Source organism: Asanoa ishikariensis (genome assembly GCF_900107455.1).
Lineage (GTDB): Bacteria > Actinomycetota > Actinomycetes > Mycobacteriales > Micromonosporaceae > Asanoa > Asanoa ishikariensis.
In genome coordinates this window covers 777,387-794,724 of record NZ_FNQB01000002.1, presented here as the reverse complement: position 1 = coordinate 794,724, position 17,338 = coordinate 777,387, and the positions used below count along the sequence as shown (strand labels likewise).

General features: G+C 70.4%; 14 protein-coding genes. 7 read left to right on the top strand and 7 right to left on the bottom strand.

Annotated features, from left to right (window positions below):
* From BLV39_RS18045 to BLV39_RS18035, 3 genes are read left to right on the top strand one after another with little or no spacing between them, the layout of a single operon-like run.
* A complete protein-coding gene (locus BLV39_RS18045) occupies window positions 1-2,622 on the top strand; it encodes an FtsK/SpoIIIE domain-containing protein (protein ID WP_090793579.1) in 2,622 nt (873 codons plus the stop codon).
* Window positions 2,619-3,071, top strand: a complete 453-nt coding sequence (locus BLV39_RS18040; protein ID WP_090793576.1) for a hypothetical protein — start codon at window positions 2,619-2,621, stop codon at window positions 3,069-3,071. The genes BLV39_RS18045 and BLV39_RS18040 overlap by 4 nt, the downstream gene beginning before the upstream one ends.
* Window positions 3,068-3,757 carry a hypothetical protein gene (locus tag BLV39_RS18035; protein ID WP_090793574.1) on the top strand — a complete coding sequence of 230 codons (690 nt, stop codon included), beginning with the start codon at window positions 3,068-3,070 and terminating at the stop codon, window positions 3,755-3,757. Before BLV39_RS18040 ends, BLV39_RS18035 begins: the two co-directional genes overlap by 4 nt.
* A 42-nt stretch (window positions 3,758-3,799) precedes the next feature.
* Here BLV39_RS18035 and BLV39_RS18030 read toward each other — a convergent pair whose 3' ends face one another.
* The gene (locus BLV39_RS18030) at window positions 3,800-5,791 is read right to left on the bottom strand and encodes a protein meaA (RefSeq protein WP_090793570.1); all 1,992 of its coding nucleotides are present in this window, start codon (window positions 5,789-5,791) and stop codon (window positions 3,800-3,802) included.
* A gap of 177 nt (window positions 5,792-5,968) precedes the next feature.
* Here BLV39_RS18030 and BLV39_RS18025 point away from each other — a divergent pair, with 177 nt between their 5' ends.
* Together BLV39_RS18025 and BLV39_RS18020 are read left to right on the top strand one after the other, a co-directional pair.
* The gene (locus tag BLV39_RS18025) at window positions 5,969-6,820 is read left to right on the top strand and encodes an ABC transporter ATP-binding protein (protein ID WP_090793567.1); all 852 of its coding nucleotides are present in this window, start codon (window positions 5,969-5,971) and stop codon (window positions 6,818-6,820) included.
* Window positions 6,817-7,638, top strand: a complete 822-nt coding sequence (locus tag BLV39_RS18020) for an ABC transporter permease (RefSeq protein WP_090793563.1) — start codon at window positions 6,817-6,819, stop codon at window positions 7,636-7,638. The genes BLV39_RS18025 and BLV39_RS18020 overlap by 4 nt, the downstream gene beginning before the upstream one ends.
* Window positions 7,639-8,325: 687 nt before the next feature.
* Here the strand turns inward: BLV39_RS18020 and BLV39_RS18015 are convergent.
* Window positions 8,326-8,910, bottom strand: a complete 585-nt coding sequence (locus BLV39_RS18015; RefSeq protein ID WP_090793561.1) for a cob(I)yrinic acid a,c-diamide adenosyltransferase — start codon at window positions 8,908-8,910, stop codon at window positions 8,326-8,328.
* Between the two features lie 67 nt (window positions 8,911-8,977).
* Between BLV39_RS18015 and murA the strand changes: the two genes are divergently transcribed.
* On the top strand, window positions 8,978-10,306 hold the full coding sequence (gene murA, locus BLV39_RS18010; protein ID WP_176984964.1) for a UDP-N-acetylglucosamine 1-carboxyvinyltransferase: 1,329 nt from the start codon (window positions 8,978-8,980) through the stop codon (window positions 10,304-10,306).
* A gap of 1,456 nt (window positions 10,307-11,762) precedes the next feature.
* Window positions 11,763-12,617 carry a 3-hydroxyacyl-CoA dehydrogenase family protein gene (locus BLV39_RS18005; protein ID WP_090793553.1) on the top strand — a complete coding sequence of 285 codons (855 nt, stop codon included), beginning with the start codon at window positions 11,763-11,765 and terminating at the stop codon, window positions 12,615-12,617.
* Between the two features lie 5 nt (window positions 12,618-12,622).
* On the opposite strand, the gene BLV39_RS18000 is transcribed toward BLV39_RS18005, so the two are convergent.
* From BLV39_RS18000 to BLV39_RS17980, 5 genes are all read right to left on the bottom strand, one after another.
* Entirely contained in the window at window positions 12,623-13,072 is a 450-nt protein-coding gene (locus BLV39_RS18000; protein WP_090793550.1) for a DUF2550 domain-containing protein, read from the bottom strand.
* A 12-nt stretch (window positions 13,073-13,084) separates the two neighbouring features.
* A complete protein-coding gene (locus BLV39_RS17995; protein ID WP_090793546.1) occupies window positions 13,085-13,366 on the bottom strand; it encodes a F0F1 ATP synthase subunit epsilon in 282 nt (93 codons plus the stop codon).
* 142 nt (window positions 13,367-13,508) lie between these two features.
* On the bottom strand, window positions 13,509-14,732 hold the full coding sequence (locus BLV39_RS17990) for an LCP family protein (protein ID WP_090793544.1): 1,224 nt from the start codon (window positions 14,730-14,732) through the stop codon (window positions 13,509-13,511).
* A 230-nt stretch (window positions 14,733-14,962) separates the two neighbouring features.
* The gene (gene atpD / locus BLV39_RS17985; protein WP_373315276.1) at window positions 14,963-16,408 is read right to left on the bottom strand and encodes a F0F1 ATP synthase subunit beta; all 1,446 of its coding nucleotides are present in this window, start codon (window positions 16,406-16,408) and stop codon (window positions 14,963-14,965) included.
* Entirely contained in the window at window positions 16,405-17,334 is a 930-nt protein-coding gene (locus BLV39_RS17980; protein ID WP_090793538.1) for a F0F1 ATP synthase subunit gamma, read from the bottom strand. Before BLV39_RS17980 ends, atpD begins: the two co-directional genes overlap by 4 nt.
* Window positions 17,335-17,338: the final 4 nt, after the last annotated feature.

Below are 17,338 nucleotides of genomic sequence, written 5' to 3'. Positions count from 1 at the left end.
ATGGCGAGCGCGCGGTCGCGGCTGGTAGCCGAGGTACGTGCGTCGCTGGCCGTCGCGCGCGGCCAGGCCCGCACGGCGTCGGCCATAGCGGAGTCCCGGCGGGCGGCGGCGCTGGACCGGCTCCGGGCGGTCCGGGACGCGCACCTGGCCTGCGTGAACGGGCTGGGCGCGCAGCGGGAGCGGGCGCGGCGGGCGATCGAGGCGGACTTCGGCGCGGCGGCGCGGCGGCTGGCGGACGAGCTGGCTTCTTTTTCCTCGGACCACACGCAGGTCCGGCTCGGCACGGTGTCCGCGCCCGGTTGCGAGGTCGTGCTGCCCGCGCTTGTGCCGTTGCTCGACCACGGTCATCTGTGGTTCACCGGCCCCGCGTCCGATGTAGACGCCGCTGTGCGGACCGTGTTGCTGCGGGTGCTGACGGCTGCCGCGCCTGGATGGGTGCGGCTGACCGTGTACGACCCGGAGCGGCTGGGCGGGACGCTGTCCGGCTTCGCGCCGCTGGGTGCCGCGTCGCTGGTGCGGTTCGTCGGCCCCGGCGGGTTGGCGGCCGCGCTGGACGAGCTCGTCGACGAGATCCAGCGGCTCAACGCTCTGGTGCTGGCGGCTGGCCACACGACGGTAGCCGCTCTGTCGCCCCGCCCGGCGCCGTGGTCCGTGGTGGTGCTGCTCGGCGACGCGGCGACGGCGGACGAGCTGACGCCGGCCGCGCGGGCGCAGCTCGACCGGGTCGTGCGGCTCGGCCCGCCGTGCGGCATCCACGTGGTCGGTCGGGGCCTGCCGCTGCCGTCGGCACCGACGGTCGTGCGGGTTTCCGTCACGTCGGGCAGAGCGGTCTCGCAAGCGGTGGCGGACCTGCCGATCACCCTGGACAGGCCGCCGTCGGCGTCGGAGATCGCCACCCATTGTCGCGCGGTAGCGGCCGCGGCGACCTCGGGCCCGCCCGCGGCGACGTTCGAAGAGCTGCTGCCCGAGTCCTATTGGACCTGCGGTGCGGCGGACGAGGTGTCGGCTCCGGTCGGCACGTCGCTCGGCGGCTCCTCGCTGGTGTCACTCGGGCTGGGCGACGACCCGCCGCACGCGCTCATCGGTGGCCCGTCGGGTTCGGGCAAGACCAACCTGGTGTACGCCTGGCTGGGCGCCCTGTGCGCCCGCTACTCCCCCGACGAACTGGCGCTCTACCTGCTCGATTTCAAGGAGGGCGTCTCGTTCGCGCGGTTCGCGCCGAGCGCGCGGGACGAGAGCTGGCTGCCGCACGTACGCCTGGTCGGGGTGAATATCAACAATGACCGGGAGTTCGGCCTGGCGTTGCTCCGCCACCTGGGCGACGAACTACGCGTCCGGGCCGCCGCGGCCAAACGCTTCGACGCGACCAAGCTCGCGGAGCTGCGCGCCGAGGACCCGGACTCCCGCTGGCCCCGCATCGTCGCGGTGATCGACGAGTTCCAGGTGCTGCTCACCGGGCGGGACGCGGTGACGACGGAAGCGGTGACCCTGCTGGAGGACCTGGCCCGACGCGGCCGCTCGCAGGGCATCCACCTGGTGCTGGCATCCCAGGACGTCTCGGGCATCGAGGCGCTGTGGGGCCGGGCGGGCCTGGTCGCGCAGTTCACGCTGCGGGTGGCCCTGCCCAAGGCCCGCCGCATCCTGGCCGAGACCAACCTGGCCGCGGAGACGATCCCCCGCTTCACGGCGGTGGTCAACGCCGACTCGGGGGTGACGCCGGCGAACCAGGTGGTACGCGTACCCGACGCCAGCGACCGCGCCCTGTGGCGGACCCTGCAGCACGAGATGTGGGCGCACCGCCCGCCCGACAGCCCGGCCCCACGCCTCTTCGACGGCGACGCGGTGCCACTGCTGCCGGCGCCGTCGTCTTTGTCGTCGTCGGCCGTGCTCGGAGAGACCATCGACGTCGGCGCCCGGCCCGCGGTGTTCCCGCTGACCCGGGCGCCCGGCCGCAACCTGGCCGTACTCGGCACCCGCGCCACGGAAGCGACGGCCATCCTGACCGCGGCGGCTCTGTCCCTGTCGGCCGGCTCTCCGTCGTTCAGCGTGGTCTGCCTGGACGAGGGCGTGGCCGGGGCCGCAGCCACGCTGTGCGCCGCTCTGCCGGGTGGACGCTTCTTCGACCGCTGCACGGTGGGTGAGCTGGTGGCCGAGCTCAGCGCGGCACTCGACTCGCCGACGGACGTCGTGGGCCAGCACGTGGTGATCGGTTTCGCCTGGGACGCCCGCCCGCCGGGTATCGATCTGAAGCCGCTGCTGAGCCGAGGCGCGGAACAGGGAATCCACGTCCTCGGCTGGTGGCGAACGGTAGCCCGCCTCCGCGACGATCTGGGCGGCCCGGGCTCGCGAACGGACCCGATCGGCGGCTGGGTGGCGCTCGACGTGCACGGCACGGACCTGTCGGCGCTGTCGCCGCAGCCGGGCGGGCCGACCTGGTACCCCCGTGAACGCCGAGCCCTCTTCTTCGACCGCAGCTCCGACCGAGCCCCCCAGGTGATCGTCCCGTACGAGATCCCGGCGGACCGTCTGGCCGCCAGCCCCACGGCCCTGCCGGCCCAGAACCGCGGCACCCGCCTCACGGACCCGGCCAACTCCGACAACGCCGCAGGCGGCACCCGATGAACCACCTGGTCTCCCGCCCGCATGCCATCCGACCCGACACCCACTCGGCCCACGCCGGCCACGCCGGCCCGAGGAACGGCCGCCTCGTCTCCCGCCGGCATGCCACCTCGCCCTGCAGCCGCGCGGCCCACGCCAGCCACGACGACCCGAGGAACGGCCGCCTGGGCTCCCGCCGGCATGCCATCCGGCCCGACACCGGCTCAGCCCAAGCCGGCCTGGACGACCCGATGAACGGCCGCCTCGTCTCCCGCCCGCATGCCATCCGGCCCGACAACCGCTCGGCCCAGGCCGGCTACGCCGGTCCGATGAACGGCAGCCTCATCTCCCGCCGGCATGCCACCTCGCCCGGCAGCCGCTCGGCCCAAGCCGCGGACGACAGCCGCCCAGACAGACTGATCGGCCTGGACCCAGCCGTCGCGCCGGGTGCCAGCAGGGCGGGCCGGCGATGACCGACTACCGCAACCTGATGAGCGAGCTCGCCGCGACTGTCACGCGCCGGGCCACGAACCTGGCGGTCGCCGAACGGGCGTACCACGACGGGATGGCCGCCGCGGCCGCCGAGCTACGTCGCGCCGAGGAGGACGCGAAGGAGACGGACCGCCGGGCTGCGGCGGCGGCGTCCGCGGTCGTCGAGGTGGACCGTGAGGCCGAGCGTCTCTGGTCCGACCTTCAACGCACCCGCGTCTGGCCCGGCCACCGCCCCGGCGCCGCGCCGGAGCCCGCGCCAGCCACCGCCCAGCCGCCGCTGGACATGGACGACGACGCCAGCGTCGCCATGCTCGCCCGGGTCGCCCACCGAATCCACGGCGGCCCACCTCGGATCGCACTCGGTGACAACGGAAAACTGCCCGCCCTGGTGCCCCCTCTCCTCCCCTTCCTGGGTGCGGCCGCGACAGCGGTCACCGCGACCCTGGCCAGCGCCCTCGCGGCCCTGGCCACCCTCGACCTCCCTGTCGCGGGCGTCCTGCGCCTGGTGGGTTGGCTCGCGTACTTCGCCTCTCCCTTCGCCGGCATTCCCATCGCCACCCGCTGGGCCCGCCGCCGCTGGTCGGCCCGCCTCGACACCGGCGGGGTAGCCCTCATCGTCCTGGGCGGCCTGACCGCCCTAAGCGCCTTGATCATCGCCCTGGCCTGACCCGCAACCCCGGAACCCAGCTCGCGGGCCGTCCCAACCGGCTCAGGTCAGGGCGTTGGCAGTGCGGATGACCTCGACGAGGTCGTCGACGATCGCGGTCAGGGCGTAGTCCTTCGGTGTGTAGACGCGGGCGACGCCGGCCGCGCGCAGCTTGTCGGCGTCGGCGGGCGGGATGATGCCCCCGACGACCACGGGCAGGTCGGCGCGTCCGGCCGCGCGGAGGCCGTCGAGCACGGCCGGCACGGCGGCCAGGTGCGAGCCGGAGAGCACGCTCAAGCCGACCAGGTCGACGTCTTCCTCCACCGCCGCCGCGACGATCTCCTCGGGTGTCAGCCTGATGCCCTGGTAGATCACCTCGAAGCCGGCATCCCGCGCCCGCACCGCGATCTGCTCGGCGCCGTTGGAGTGACCGTCGAGACCGGGCTTGCCGACCAGCAACCGCAGCCGGCCACCGCCCAGGTCCGCCGCGGTGCGCAGGACGCGCTCGCGCACCTCGACCATTGAGTGGTCCGCGCCGCCGGCGTGTGCGGCCGACAGGCCGGTCGGTGCCCGGTACTCGCCGAACACCTCGCGCAACACCCCCGCCCACTCGCCGGTCGTCACCCCGGCCCGTGCGCACGCGATGGTGGCGGGCATGAGGTTGCCGGTGCCGGCCGCCTCGCGCCGCAGACCGGCCAGCGCGGCTGCTGCCGCCGCCTGGTCCCGCGCGTCGCGCCACTCGCGCACCGCCGCCGCGGCCTGGGCCTCGACCGCCGGGTCGACGAGCTCGACGTGATCGGCGCCGGTCGTGGTGAGCGGCGACGGCTCCGTGTCGACGTAGCGGTTTACCCCGACCACCACCTCGTCGCCCGACTCGATCCGCCGGCGGCGCTCGGCCAGCGAGGCCACCAACTCGGCCTTGAGATAGCCCGAGTCGACGGCGGCGACCACGCCACCCAGGCGCTCGATCGCCTCGAGCTCGCGGCGCGCACCCGCCACGATCGAGTCGACCAACGCGGACACGACAGGCGAGCCGTCGAACAGGTCGGGATAGTCGAGCAGGTCGGACTCGAGGGCCAACACCTGCTGCATGCGCAGCGACCACTGCTGGTCCCACGGACGCGGCAGGCCCAGCGCCTCGTTCCAGGCCGGGAGTTGCACGGCCCGGGCACGGGCGGAGCGGGACAGCGTCACACCGAGCATCTCCAGCACGATGCGCTGCACGTTGTTCTCCGGCTGGGCCTCGGTGAGGCCGAGAGAGTTGACCTGCACCCCGTACCTCAGGCGCCGTTGTCTGGGGTCGTCGATCTGGTATCTGCTCGCGGTGATCTCGTCCCACAGCGCCACGAAGGCGCGCATCTTCGCCATCTCCTCGACGAACCGCACGCCGGAGTTGACGAAGAACGACATGCGCGCGACCACGTCGCCCATCCGCTCGGCCGACAACTGACCGGAGTCGCGCACGGCGTCGAGCACGGCTACCGCTGTCGCGAGCGCGAAGCCGACCTCCTGCACCGGCGTGGCGCCGGCCTCCTGCAGGTGGTAGGAGCAGACGTTGATCGGGTTCCACCGCGGAACGTTGGCCACTGTCCAGGCGATCATGTCGGTGGTCAGCCGCAGCGACGGACCCGGCGGAAAGATGTGGGTGCCGCGGGACAGGTACTCCTTGACGATGTCGTTCTGCGTGGTCCCGGACAGCTCCGCACCGGCCGCGCCACGTTCCTCCGCCGCGACGACGTAGAGGGCGAGCAGCCACATCGCGGTCGCGTTGATGGTCATCGAGGTGTTGGCCTCGGCCAGCGGGATGCCGTCGAAGAGGGCCCGCATGTCGCCGAGGTGCGAGATCGGGACGCCGACCCGGCCGACCTCGCCCGCGGCGAGCGGGTGGTCCGGGTCGTAGCCGGTCTGGGTCGGCAGATCGAACGCCACCGACAGGCCCGTCTGGCCCTTGTCCAGGTTGCGGCGGAACAGCGCGTTGCTCGCCGTCGCCGACGAGTGCCCCGCGTAGGTGCGCATCACCCACGGGCGGTCGCGCTCCGGCAGGCGGCCTTCCATGGCCGCAGTGTAAGGCGGCGTTTAACCACTTTTCGGGCGTTTCCCCGGGGTGACGGCGCATGCAAGCGAGTGTGGACGGCCCGTGGAGATCATTTTGAGTTATCCACAGGCGGAAGTTACCCACAACCAACTGACCCGGGGAGGCCGTACGCGAATGCGAAGGGCATCATGTCCGTCATGACGCAGGAGGAGCCCGCGATCGCGGTGAGTGGCCTACGCAAGGCCTACGGCGACAACGTCGCGGTGGCGGGCGTCGACCTGGAAGTTCGCCGTGGCGAGGTGTTCGCGCTACTCGGCCCCAACGGCGCGGGCAAGACCACGACAGTCGAGATCCTCGAGGGCTACCGGCACCGCGACGGTGGCACGGTGAGCGTGCTCGGCGCCGACCCCGAGCACGCCGACCGGGCCTGGCGGGCCCGGGTGGGCATCGTCCTGCAGGGCACCGGCGAGTTCGACGACCTGACCGTCGGTGAGGTCGTGCACCACTTCGCGCAGTTCTACCCGAGCCCCGACGACCCGGCAGCGGTGATCGCGCGGGTCGGCCTGGCCAACAAGGCGAGGGCGCGCACCCACACCCTGTCGGGCGGTCAGAAGCGCCGGCTGGACGTGGCATTGGGCATCGTCGGCCGGCCGGAGCTGCTCTTCCTCGACGAGCCGACGACCGGCTTCGACCCGGAGGCCCGGCGGGAGTTCTGGGATCTCATCCGCGACCTCTCCGCGGCCGGCACGACGATCGTGCTGACCACCCACTACCTGGAAGAGGCCGAGGCACTGGCCCACCGGCTGGCCGTCATCGCCGACGGTTCGCTGGTCGCCGTCTCCACGCCGCAGGCGCTGGGCGACCGCCAGAACGCGGCGGCAACCGTGTCGTGGCGCACGGCCGAGGGCACGGTCGAGCGCAAGGAGACCTCCACACCGACGGCGCTGGTCGCCGAGATCGCCGCCGGCTACGGAGGCGAGGTCCCCGGCCTGACCGTGACCCGGCCGACCCTCGAAGACGTCTACCTGACGATGATCGGACACCGATGACCGCTGTTACGCAAACGCCGGCCGCGCCGGGTCCGCTGGCGCTCGGCCTGCGGCAGGGTCGCCTCGAGGTCAAGCAGTTCGCCCGCAGCCGCGAGGCCGTGGTCTTCACGATGGCCTTCCCGGCCATCATGATCGTGATCTTCGCGTCGATCTTCTCTGGCGAGATCGGTGGCGGGGTCAACTTCACCCAATACTTCATCACCGGCATGATCGCGACCGGGCTGCTGTCCGTCGGCTTCCAGAGCCTCGCGATCCAGATCCCGGCCGAGCGCGACCGTGGCGTGCTCAAGCGCCTACGCGGCACCCCGATGCCCAAGTGGGTCTACTTCGCCGGCAAAATCATCATGGTCCTCATCGTCGGCGTGGTGGAGACGGCGATCCTGCTCGCGGTCTCGGCGCTCTTCTTCGACCTGGACCTACCGAGCACAGCCGCCCGCTGGCTGACCTTCCTCTGGGTAGCGCTCCTGGGCATCTCCGCCTGCACGCTGTTGGGCATCGCGTTCTCGTCGGTGGCCCGCACCGCCCGCAGCGCGCCCGCGGTGGTCACCCCGGTCGCCCTGATCCTCCAGTTCATCTCAGGCGTGTTCTTCGTCTTCACCAGCCTCCCGTCCTGGATGCAACACGTCGCCGCGATCTTCCCGCTGAAATGGATGTGCCAGGGCCTCCGCTCGGTCTTCCTACCGGACTCCTTCGCCTCCCAGGAACCCGGCGGCACCTGGGAGCTAGGCAAGGTCGCGCTGATCCTGGGCGCCTGGTGCGTGATCGGCCTGATCCTCTGCATCACAACCTTCCGCTGGACAACCAAGCGCGACGGCTAGGCCCACTTCTGGACCGGGCACCCCGGGTTTTCCGGCCAGGGCGATCCTCCGCAGGGTCCAAACGGCGCCCAGACGTGGACCGCACGAACGGAGGCCATCGCCGCGCGACGGCCCCAGGCCTCGACCAGGGAGAGGCGACCCCGGGCCGCCCTGCGGGATCGGGGTGACGCTCGGCCAGGTCGAGAAGGCGCCCTCAGGGCGCGCGGCACGGCAAGAGGACGCCGTCGCCACGCGATGGCACGCGGTCGCTCGGCGCCCCCAGGGCGCCCGCAGCACGACAAGAGGAGCCGTCGCCACGCGATGGCGCGGTCGCTCGGCGCCCTCAGGGCGCGCGCGGCACGGCAAGAGGGCGCCGTCGCCATGCAATGGCGCGCGGTCGGTCCGGAACCCGGAGGAGTGCTCCCAAGCCGACGAGCCAAGCCAGGTTCGCTCGGCTTAGGCAGAGAAAGGTCGCGCGGGGGTTTCATAGGCCTAGGCGGGCCGGCTGCGACCTCCTCGGGCCGCGAACGGTCGCAAACGGCAAGGCCCGCACAGATCGATCTCCTGATGGCATAGACCGTCCCAGACGGCAGGGATGGCCGAGACCCGCCCGACCCAAGTCGATCTCCTATGCGGCGAGCCAGCCGCGGCCGGAGGAAAGCGAGCCCAGGCCAGCCCGAATCGGCCATCTGGGGCTATCCAGGATCGTCAGTTTTTCCTGGTAGCGCCCCCGCCAGGGACCCAGAGCACATCACCGCCGGGATTGGCTGTTCTTGACAGGATGAACAGCAAGTCCGAGAGCCGGTTGAGATACTTTGCCGGGAGCGTGCTGGTTCGGTCGGGATCCTCCGCGATCAGCGACCAAGCGGCACGTTCCGCGCGGCGGGCGACCGTCCGTGCCACGTGCAGCAGCGCGGCTCCCGCAGTGCCGCCCGGGAGGACGAAGGAGTCGAGCTTGGACAGCTTGTCGTTGAACTCGTCGCACCAGCCCTCCAACCGCTCCACGTACTCCTCGGTCACCCGCAGCGGCGGGTACGCCGGTTCGGGCTCCACCGGGGTCGCCAGGTCGGCGCCCACGTCGAACAGGTCGTTCTGGATCTGCCCCAGCACCTCCCGCACCTCTGCGGCGAGGTCGCCCAGCGCGAGCGCCACGCCGAGCGCCGCGTTGCATTCGTCGACGTCGGCGTACGCGGTGATGCGCGGGTGGGTCTTCGCCACCTGCTCGTTGTTGACCAGTCGGGTCGAGCCGGTGTCGCCGGCCTTCGTGTAGATGCGGGTGAGGTGGACGGCCATGACGAACAGCCTACGGACGCCCTCGCGGAACGACCTCGAGGCCGGGACACCGACAGTCACTCCTACGATGGCCGACGTGGATCTGATCCAGGTCGAAGGCGGCGCACGACTGGCGGGCGAGGTAGCCGTGGTCGGCGCCAAGAACTCAGCGCTCAAGCTGATGGCGGCGACGCTGCTGGCTCCGGGGCGCAGCGTGCTCACCAACGTGCCGCGCATCACCGATATCGCGATCATGGCGGAAGTGCTCCGCCGGCTCGGGTGTCAGGTGGAGATCACGGCTGACGAGGTGCCGGCGGGGCGCGAGGGGCCGGCGCCATCAGTCGTGGTCACCATCGACGTGCCGGACGAGCCGGGCACGGAGGCCGACTACGACCTCGTACGCCGCCTCCGCGCGTCCATCGCCGTCCTCGGGCCGCTGCTGGCCCGGCGCGGCTACGTGCGGGTGGCCCACCCCGGCGGCGACGCGATCGGCTCCCGCGGGCTGGACATGCACGTAGCGGGCCTGGCCCGGATGGGCGCGGAGATCTCGGGCGAGCACGGCTTCGTGATCGCGTCGGCCCCCCAGGGCCTGCAGGGCGCGACCATCTGGCTCGACTTCCCCAGCGTCGGCGCCACCGAGAACCTGGTCATGGCCGCCGTCCTGGCCAAGGGCAGCACGGAGATCGACAACGCCGCGCGCGAACCGGAGATCGTCGACATCTGCCAGATGCTGATCGCGATGGGCGCCCGCATCGAAGGCGTCGGCAGCTCGACGCTGCGGATCGAGGGCGTCGAGGCCCTGACGCCGGTGCGGCACGCCACCGTCGGCGACCGCATCGTGGCCGGCACCTGGGCCTTCGGCGCCGCCATGACCCGCGGCGACGTGCTGGTGACGGGCGTCGACCCGGCGTTCCTGGAGATCGCGCTCGACAAGCTCGTCTCCGCCGGCGGCGTGGTCGAGGCCCAAGAAGGGGCATTCCGCGTACGCATGGACGAACGCCCCAAGGCCGTCGACATCGTCACGCTGCCGTTCCCGGGTTTCGCGACCGACCTGCTGCCGATGGCCATCGGCCTGGCCTCGGTCAGCGACGGCGCCTCGCTGGTCACCGAGAACATCTTCGACGGCCGCTTCATGTTCATCAACGAAATGGCCCGGCTAGGCGCGGACATCAAAACCGACGGCCACCACGCAGTGGTACGCGGCCGCGAACGCCTCTCGAGCGCCCCAGTCCGAGCCACCGACATCCGCGCCGGCGCAGGCCTGGTCATAGCCGCCCTCTGCTCGGACGGCGTCACCGAGGTCTCCCACGTCCACCACATCGACCGCGGCTATCCCGACTTCGTGGGCGACCTGGCCGCCCTAGGCGTCGAAGTACACCGCGAACCAGCCCCAGAAGACCCCCAGTTCTCCTTCTAACCCCAAACGCCGCCAGCAGTACGCGCATCACGCGATCAGAGCAAGCCACGCTGGCCTGCCTAGAAACGCCCGACCGACCGCCGCGCGTGTCGGGCACTGCGGGCGTGTCGCTGGCCGCGCGAGCCTTTGGCCAGCAGCGCTGGCCCGCCTAGCCACGCCCGACTGACCGCCGCGCGTGTCGGGCGCGGCGGGCGTGTCGCTGGCCGCGCGAGCCTTTGGCCAGCAACGCTGGCCCGCCTAGCCACGCCGGACCGACCGCCGCGCGTGTCGGGCACGGCGGGCGTGTCGCTGGCCGCGCGGGCCTCTGGCCAGTCAACGCTGGCCTGCCTAGCCACGCCCGACCGACCGCCGCGCGTGTCGGGCACGGCGGCCGTGTCGCTGGCCGCGTGGACCTTCGGCCGGGGCGGACATGTATTTGCATGTGCGTACATGTAAGAAGACGTGGGCCCCAGCGAGGCTGGGGCGCCACCTCCACCAATAGGCAGGGCTCTCGGGCGGCTCGGGCGCTCCGGGGCCGAAGCAGCGACAACCCCGGCGGCTGATCATGGCCGGCGCGCTGAAGCTCGCCCCGTAGCCCTCGACCTCGGCCCGCCACACGAGCGCCATCAGGATCGCGTGTTGGGCATCATGAGCGAGAAGAGTCCGGCATCCGGGTTGACTAGCGCGCGGCGGCGGGCGTCGGTGACCCGTTGCTAGCGCGTCGGGCCGGCGCGGTCGCCGGTCCGTCGCCCAGTTGACCGGCACGTTGGTCTTGCTGCCGGGCGTCCTGGCGCGGGCCGGCACTGCCGACGCCGTGATTGGCGGCGGACTGGTTGATTCGGTGGCGCGGCTAAATCCCACCGCGAGGATCAGCCAATGGACTGTGTCCCACCAAACCCGGCGCCAAAGGCGCCCAAGGCCGAACTAGGTCAGGGCGGGGGAGGGTGTTGTGGGCACCGACAATAGAGGTCGCGCTCTCTGCGGCCTGTCGGTGCCCACAACACCCTCCCCCGCCCAAAACCGCGACCAAGCCAGGACCGCAGCGAAGAAACCAAGGGCGACCGATCGTGGGACGGCGAAAGATCAATCAGCGCTAGCGTCCCGAGCCCCGCCACCCACCAACCTCCGCGCATGAGCCGCGTTCTCGCGAAAGACCAGAATCCGGGTCCGCCCGTCAGACCCAGGAGCCACGGTAGAGCGGATCCCATTAGCGGTCAGGCGACGACGGATCTCACCAGCATCGGCCTCGGTGCCGATCAAGGCGACCGTAACCAGCAGACCGAAGTCGGGACCCTCGTTCGTCGGTTTCCCACCCATCCCCGGCCCCCCGCCGCTCACCGAACTGGCATGGCCACAGTCTGACAGTCGGAAACCGGGCGCGGCGTGGACTCGGTCACAGCCGTGAGCTGACCGATCGTTCACCAAGGCGACTAAGTTGCTTGGGAGATACAGATGACGACTCAAGGGAGAGTGCGGCATGGCGGGTCGGCTGGCGGTCATCGGGGCCGGGCTTATGGGTTCTGGCATCGCCCAGGTGGCGGCGCAGGCCGGGTGGGAGGTGACGCTGCGGGATCTGGACGACGCGGCCACCGGGCGCGGGGTCGCCAACATCCGGAAGTCGCTGGAGCGGTTCGCGGCCAAGGGGACGATCAGCGGCGACGACGTGGAGCCGACGCTCGCGAGGATCACCACGACGACCGACCTGGGCGCCGCGGGTGACGCCGACATCGTGGTCGAGGCCGTGTTCGAGCGGCTCGACATCAAGCAGGACGTGTTCCGGGAGCTCGACAAGATCTGCAAGGCCGACGCCGTGCTGGCTACCAACACCTCGGCCATTCCGGTCACCCAGATCGCCACGGCCACGCAACGGCCGGAGAACGTCGTGGGTACGCACTTCTTCTCGCCCGTACCCATGATGAAGCTCTGTGAGCTCGTCCGCGGTTTCAAGACATCGGATCAAGCCTTGGACACGGCGAAGGCGTTCGCCGAGGAGATCGGCAAGACCGTGGTGGTCGTCAACCGCGACGTCGCCGGGTTCGTCACCACCCGGCTGATCGCCGCGCTGGCGGTGGAGGCGATCAAGTTGGTCGAGTCCGGTGTGGTCTCCGCCGAGGACCTGGACACCGCGTGCCGGCTGGGCTTCGGACACGCGATGGGCCCGCTGGCCACGCTCGACCTGACCGGCGTCGACGTGATGCTGCACGCGGCCCGGAACATCTACACGGACACCGCTGACGAGAAGTTCTTCCCGCCGGAGTTGCTCCAGCGCATGGTGATCGCGGGCGACCTGGGCCGGAAGACCGGCAAGGGTTTCTACGACTACGAGAGCTGAAGAGCCTAGGCGGCCGGCGGCATCGACAGGCGGGGGCTCTGGTAGTCCGGAGGCCCCGCCTCGATCCAGGAGGAGAAGCCGGTCACCGTGGAAAGAGCCATCGCTATCTCGACCGGAGCCTGGTGGCCCACACAGCGGAGGATGATCCAGTCGGCGGGCATGATCAGCCGCTCCTGCCCCTCCGGAAGGCGGCGGCTCTCGACGGCCAGCCCGCTCCGGGTCAGCACGCGTTTGGGGCGCAGAGCGATGCTGAAGAGCCGGTACCAGCGCAGCTCGTCGCCGACGAACCGGGCGAAGCCCGGCGACCAGCCTCGGCCGACGAGCATGGTCGAGACGCGCAGGTCACAGCGGATGGTGCCGCCGGCGCGGGCGTAAACGGCCCGGCGGGCGATCAACAGGACGATCGTGACCAGGAACAGCAGGAGGCCGATGACGATCCACTCGATGATCTGCATCGGCCCGCTCCGTCAGCGAGTCGCGGATTCGGCTGGCGTCGCGCTCTCCGCGAGAACCGTGACGCCGGTCTCGGTGACTGAGAGGAAGCCGCCGGCTACGTCGTAGGCGAGTGTCTGGCCGCCGTCGATCTTGATGCGGATCTGACTCGGCTCGGCCAACTGGCCCAGGAGCGGCGCATGGCCCGGCAGCACACCAAGCTCGCCCTCGGTGGTGCGGGCGACGAGCATCTCGGCTTCGCCGGTCCACACCTTCTCTTCGACGGATACGAGCTCGACATGGAGCTGATTTGCCACTATGGCTCCTCTTCGACGCCGGACCGGGGCGGGGGATCGCCCGGTGTCGCGGTGGAATTGAAGTGAAGTCTAATCGGCCCAGCCGCTCTCAACGGACCTGGGGTGCCTCCTGTGTCAGGAGGCACCCCAGGCGAGAGGTCGATCACTTGTCGCGGTTGACCAGCTCCGCGTGCGACGCGATGAAGGCGTCTGTCGTCTCGTTGCGGATGGACGCGAAGAAGTCCTTCGCCACGGGCTGCAGGGCCTCACCCGCGTACTTGCCGTTCTCGTTGACCCCGCCGCCGGGCAGCTTGATCATCGTGATCGAGTCCTGCCGCATGCCCTTCAGGGCGAAGCCGAAGTCGGCGACGCTGTTGCCCCGGCCGCTGAACACCAGCGACTCACCGGCCGCCCGGAGCACCTTGTCGAGCTTGGGCAGGTCGGTCATCACGTTCTTGCTCAGCACCTGCTGCGCCATCGCCTTGACGAACTGCTGCTGGTGCCGCTGCCGGCCGTAGTCGCCACCGTCGACCGTGTAGCGCTGCCGCACGTAGTCGAGCGCCTGCCACCCCTGGAACTTGTGCGTGCCCTTGGTGTAGCGGGCCTGCGGTCCGTAGTAGGGGTGCGCGCAGTTGTCGCAGTCGCGCTTCGGCCGGGCCTTGCCGTTGGGCTGCAGGTGCTCGGAGAGCACCTCGGCCTCGTCGACGTACATGGTCACGCCGCCGATCGCGTCGACGATCTTCTTGAAGCCGGCGAAGTTGACGATCGCGCCGGCGTCGAAGCGCTTGATGCCCGTGTAGTCGGAGATCGTGTTCGACAGCAGCTCGAAACCCTTGGCCCGGTCGGGCTTGCCACCCCCCTGAACCCGTGCCCCGTGGGACATCGCCGCGTTGAGCTTTTCGCGACCGCCGCGGTAGCCGGACTTGGGGAACGGCGGGATGTCGACCAGCGTGTCGCGCGGGAGGGAGAACAGGTAGCCCCGGTCGAGACCCGCGGGGATGTGCATGATCATGACCGAGTCCGCCAGCGGCAACGTCGTCGCGTTGCGGGGGTCGATGCCGACCAGCAAGATGTTGAGCGGGCCCTTGATGTCGCTCTTGGCCTCGACCTTGGCGCCGTCTCCGAAGAGGTCCTCCTGGACGACCGCGCCCTCGTAGCGGGCCAGCAGCGCCTCGGACGTGACCAGCAGACCGCCGCTGGCGACCATCAGGATCGCACCGAGGACGGTGCACCACCGGGCCCAGCGCGGGATGCCAGACCGCTTGCGCGACTTGGCACCGGATGCAGGTGCGCCGAAGTCCGGCGGGGCGGCGCCGGGTGTGGCCTTTCCGGTCGCACCGCGCCCGGTCGAGCGGCCCGATGAACCGCTGCCCGACCTTCTCGCCATCAGAACTCCTTGTCGTCGATCCCCCGAGTGCCGCATTCCGAAGAGGAGACGTGTGCAGGGGGGCCCGCCGTTGCGCCCGCGAGCCTATATCTCATCGCTGGACAAGTGCGCCCCGGTCCGTCGCCATGCGAAAACGGGCCAAAACGTTTACAGAGCGGCAACATCACGGTGGCAAAACGCAACGATCCAGGCACCCACCGGGGTGCCTGGATCGCTGTGAGTTAGGACGCTCAGTCCTTCATCAGCTCTGCGGCCTTGCGCTCCAGGTCCTCGAGCCCACCGCACATGAAGAACGCCTGCTCGGGGAAGTGGTCGTACTCGCCCTCGGAGATCTTCTTGAACGCCTCGATGGTCTCCTTGATCGGGACCGTCGAACCGGGCACGCCGGTGAACTGCTCCGCGGCGTAGGTGTTCTGCGAGAGGAACCGCTCGATCCGGCGGGCCCGCTGCACCGTCACCTTGTCGTCTTCGGAGAGCTCCTCCATGCCGAGGATGGCGATGATGTCCTGCAGGTCCTTGTAACGCTGCAGGATCCGCTTGACCTCGGACGCGACGTTGTAGTGCTCCTGGCCCACGAACTGCGGCGCGAGCAGGGTCGACGAGGACGCCAGCGGGTCGACCGCCGGGTAGATGCCCTTGTCGGAGATCGACCGCTCCAGGTTGGTGGTGGCGTCGAGGTGGGCGAACGTGGTGGCCGGCGCCGGGTCGGTGTAGTCGTCGGCGGGCACGTAGATCGCCTGCATCGAGGTGATCGCCTGGCCACGGACCGAGGTGATCCGCTCCTGGAGCTGGCCCATCTCGTCGGCCAGGGTGGGCTGGTAGCCCACCGCGGACGGCATGCGGCCCAGCAGCGTGGAGACCTCGGAACCGGCCTGCGTGAAGCGGAAGATGTTGTCGATGAAGAGCAGCACCTCCTGCTTCTGCACGTCGCGGAAGTACTCCGCCATCGTCAGCGCGGACAGCGCGACGCGCAGCCGGGTGCCCGGCGGCTCGTCCATCTGGCCGAACACCAGCGCGGTCTGAGGGAGCACGCCGGACTCGGTCATCTCCGTGATGAGGTCGTTGCCCTCACGGGTGCGCTCGCCGACGCCGGCGAACACCGAGGTGCCACCGAAGTTGCGGGCGACACGGGTGATCATCTCCTGGATGAGCACCGTCTTGCCCACACCCGCGCCGCCGAACAGGCCGATCTTGCCGCCCTTGACGTACGGGGTCAGCAGGTCGATCACCTTGATGCCGGTCTCCAGCATCTCGGTCTTCGGCTCGAGGTCGGCGAAGGCCGGGGGCTTGCGGTGGATGGGCCACCGCTCGGTCACCTCGTACTTCTCACCCTCCTTGAGGTTGAGCACCTCGCCGATGGTGTTGAAGACGTGGCCCTTGGTGATGTCACCGACCGGCACCGAGATGCCCGCGCCGGTGTCCTTGACCTCGGCACCCCGGACCAGACCGTCGGTCGGCTGCATCGAGATCGCCCGCACCATGTTGTCGCCCAGGTGCTGCGCGACCTCGAGGGTCAGCGTCTTGTCGCCCCCGGCCAGCTTCACCTCGACGTGCAGGGCGTTGTAGATCTCGGGCATCGCGTCGCGCGGGAACTCCGCGTCGACGACCGGGCCGATGACCCGGACGACACGGCCGCTCGCCGTGGTGGTCTCAGTTTCAACAGTCGCAGTCATCAGGCTTCACTTCCCGCCGCGGCCAGCGCGTTCGCGCCGCCGACAATTTCACTGATCTCCTGGGTGATCCCGGCCTGGCGCGCCGAGTTCATCTGGCGCGTGTAGGTCTTGATCATGTCTTCCGCGTTGTCGGTCGCGCTCTTCATCGCCCGCCGCCGCGCCGCCGACTCGCTCGCCGCCGAGTCCAGCAGGGCGGCGTAGATGCGGGTGTTGACGTAACGCGGCAGCAACGCGTCGAGCAGCGCCTCCGCCTCGGGCTCGAACTCGTACGCCGGCAGCAGCCCTTCGGACTTGGGCCGCTCCTCGACCTCCATCGGGCCGATGATCCGCGAGACCGGTGCCTGCGTCAGCAGCGACTTGAACTGCGTGTAGACGATGTGCAGCTCGTCGACGCCGGTGACCGCGTCAGCGCCCGGCCCGTCGTCGGTGTCGTCCGCACCGTGGGTGAACGCCTCGATCAGCGTGTCACCCACCGCCTTCGCGTCCTCGAACGTCGGCTGCTCCGAGAAGCCGGTCCAGCTCGCCTGAACCGGCCGCTGCCGGAACTTGTAGTAACCGACGCCCTTGCGCCCGATGACGTACAGCACCGGCTCCTTGCCGTCTTCGCGCAGCCGCGCGATGAGCGACTCGGCGGTCCGGATCGCGTTGGTGCTGTAACCGCCGGCCAGGCCCCGGTCACTGGTGATGAGCAGCACCCCGGCCCGACGCACCTGCGGGCGCGGCGTGAGCAGCGGGTGGTCGATGCTGGCGTTGGACGCCAGCGCCGACAACACACCCGTGATCGCCTGGGCGTACGGCAGCGACGCCGCGACCCTTGCCTGCGACTTGGCGATGCGGCTCGTCGCGACGAGCTCCATCGCCTTGGTGATCTTCTTCATGCCCTTCGCAGAGCGGATGCGCTGGCGAAGGACGCGTACCTGGGCCGCCATGCGG

Excerpts from the sequence above, each read along its gene's own strand:
- BLV39_RS18035 (WP_090793574.1), top strand. The coding sequence starts at position 3,068 with ATGACCGACTACCGCAACCTGATGAGCGAGCTCGCCGCGACTGTCACG.
- BLV39_RS18025 (WP_090793567.1), top strand. The coding sequence starts at position 5,969 with ATGACGCAGGAGGAGCCCGCGATCGCGGTGAGTGGCCTACGCAAGGCC.
- BLV39_RS17980 (WP_090793538.1), bottom strand. The coding sequence starts at position 17,334 with ATGGCGGCCCAGGTACGCGTCCTTCGCCAGCGCATCCGCTCTGCGAAG.
- BLV39_RS18000 (WP_090793550.1), bottom strand. The coding sequence starts at position 13,072 with ATGCAGATCATCGAGTGGATCGTCATCGGCCTCCTGCTGTTCCTGGTC.
- BLV39_RS17990 (WP_090793544.1), bottom strand. The coding sequence starts at position 14,732 with ATGGCGAGAAGGTCGGGCAGCGGTTCATCGGGCCGCTCGACCGGGCGC.
- BLV39_RS18045 (WP_090793579.1), top strand. The coding sequence starts at position 1 with ATGGCGAGCGCGCGGTCGCGGCTGGTAGCCGAGGTACGTGCGTCGCTG.
- BLV39_RS18040 (WP_090793576.1), top strand. The coding sequence starts at position 2,619 with ATGAACCACCTGGTCTCCCGCCCGCATGCCATCCGACCCGACACCCAC.
- BLV39_RS18030 (WP_090793570.1), bottom strand. The coding sequence starts at position 5,791 with ATGGAAGGCCGCCTGCCGGAGCGCGACCGCCCGTGGGTGATGCGCACC.
- BLV39_RS18015 (WP_090793561.1), bottom strand. The coding sequence starts at position 8,910 with ATGGCCGTCCACCTCACCCGCATCTACACGAAGGCCGGCGACACCGGC.
- BLV39_RS18020 (WP_090793563.1), top strand. The coding sequence starts at position 6,817 with ATGACCGCTGTTACGCAAACGCCGGCCGCGCCGGGTCCGCTGGCGCTC.
- murA (WP_176984964.1), top strand. The coding sequence starts at position 8,978 with ATGGCCGACGTGGATCTGATCCAGGTCGAAGGCGGCGCACGACTGGCG.
- BLV39_RS18005 (WP_090793553.1), top strand. The coding sequence starts at position 11,763 with ATGGCGGGTCGGCTGGCGGTCATCGGGGCCGGGCTTATGGGTTCTGGC.